At 41.1% G+C, this 1,299-nt stretch carries 1 protein-coding gene; it reads right to left on the reverse strand.

Annotated features, from left to right (window positions below; translation table 11 throughout):
• Window positions 1-29: 29 nt before the first annotated feature.
• A protein-coding gene (locus tag AC0J2X_RS19730; protein WP_139125424.1) for an IS3 family transposase occupies window positions 30-1,258 on the reverse strand; the annotation gives its coding sequence in 2 pieces (ribosomal slippage) (window positions 30-907 and window positions 907-1,258; 1,230 coding nt in all).
• Window positions 1,259-1,299: the final 41 nt, after the last annotated feature.

Genomic DNA, 1,299 nt, shown 5'->3' on the forward strand with positions numbered 1-1,299 from the left:
TGTGTCGTCCTAATATAGGTTGACAGTTATTAGGCCAGCTCTCGAAGCTGGCCTTTTCTATTATGCACTGCGTTAGGCGTTTCCATATCTAATGCTAAGTGCGGTCTCATTTCATTGTAAATTTTGATTGATTCGGTAACGAGTATTTTCAACTCTTCGATTGTTTTACATCGGTAGAGTAAGAACTCTTGCTTAAGTATACCGTTTATTCGTTCTGCTAATGCATTTTGATAACAGTCGTAACCATCTGTCATTGACGGCTGGATCCCATTCGCATTCAACTCATTCTGGTAGATAGCTGAACAGTATTGTAGCCCTCTGTCTGAGTGGTGAACACTGTTACCTGCATATCGTTTATCTTTGACGGCCATCTTCAGTGCTTTGACTACATTTTCAGCCCTCATATCCAAGCTCAAGTGGTGCCCTACAATTTTACGCGTGCTAGAGTCTGTTACTAACGATAGATAGTGTACACCTTGGTCGGATTCGAGATAGGTGATATCGCTAACAAGCACATGCTTTGCATTATGCAGACCTTCTTCCTTAAGTAAATTTGGATGCTTTTTCATCCAATGTTTACTGAATGTAGTTTTGGTAAAGCTTTTCTTTGGCTTAACGAGTAGTCCCTCGCTCCTTAAATAAGTAAAAAAGCCATCTCGACCTAGTTTAATCCCATGCTCAACCAACTTTGGTTTTAAAAGTTTATAGAGCTTACGCGTCCCTATTTGCGGCATATACTTGCGCCAATAAAGTACCCAATCTTTAATTATCGATAGCTCTGCTCTTCTACATTCCATGCGAGAAACAGCCTGGTAAACCGACTGTCTGGATATTCCCACAACCCGGCATGCTGCCGCCAAATTTATTTCTTTTCTTTTTTTGGCTTGCCAGACGTACCGGATAAGTACTTTTTTCTGAGACCTGCTCCATACTCGTTATCCATAATATCTACCATTCCATTAAGGATTTTATTGCGGAGCTTTTCGTCAGCTAATTCTCTCTCGAGGCGTTTTATTTTTTCGGCTGGTGTTTCTTTTGAACTTGGCATAAGTGGATGCTGAAATGGTTTCGACCAGTCGAGTCTACCATGCTTTCTGAGCCAAACCAGTACCGTCGACCTTCCTTGTATTCCGAAGTGAGCTTGTGCCTGTTTATAAGAGAATTCGCCTTTTTCTACACGCTCAACTACACCCAATTTAAAAGCTAATGTGTAATCACGCTGTGTGCGCTTAGGTCTTTGATTACTTGAAGTTGTCATAAAGAAGTCCTCTTTATGTCAACGTATTTTAGGACGGGACA

Source organism: Alteromonas sp. R7 (assembly GCF_055755235.1).